General features: G+C 42.9%; 1 protein-coding gene. It reads left to right on the forward strand.

Features of this window, described 5'->3' with window-relative positions; genetic code table 11:
- The coding region (locus PsAD26_RS22965; RefSeq protein ID WP_061103600.1) for a hypothetical protein at positions 1-349 on the forward strand (349 nt) is incomplete at its 5' end.
- Positions 350-653 lie beyond the last annotated feature (304 nt).

Here is a 653-nt window from a genome sequence, read left to right on the forward strand (position 1 = left end):
CATTCCTGGTGTTTCTTTTTCAGCTCATAGAGATGGTCTTGGGGCGACATTGTCATCATATGCAGGAACCATGATTGCAATCCTGATTGCTGCCTTGACGTTTCTAATCGGAAGCAGAACGCGCCGACTGGCCAAGATTAGAGAGTATGGGTATATGACATCGGTAGTTATTGTCTATGCCCTTAGTTTTGTTGAGCTTGGAGCTTTGTTTTTCTGCGGGTTATTGCTTCTTTCCAGCATAAGCGGCTACATGATACCCACTATCGCCATCGGCATTGCCTCTGCATCGTTCATTCATATATGCATCCTTGTTTTCCAACTATATAATTTGACCAGAGAACAAGAATAACCCGGCCTCAGCGCCGGGTTTTCTTTGCCTCACGATCGCCCCCAAAACACATAACCAATTGTATTTATTGAAAAATAAATAGATACAACTCACTAAACATAGCAATTCAGATCTCTCACCTACCAAACAATGCCCCCCAGCAAAAAATAAATTCATATAAAAAACATACAGATAACCATCTTCGGTGATAAATTATCTCTGGCGGTGTTGACATAAATACCACTGGCGGTGATACTGAGCACATAAGCAGGGCGCACTGACCACCATGCAGGTGACGCTCTTAAAAATTAAGCCCTGAAGAAGG

The sequence above is a fragment of the Pseudovibrio sp. Ad26 genome (assembly GCF_001623285.1).
Lineage (GTDB): Bacteria > Pseudomonadota > Alphaproteobacteria > Rhizobiales > Stappiaceae > Pseudovibrio > Pseudovibrio ascidiaceicola.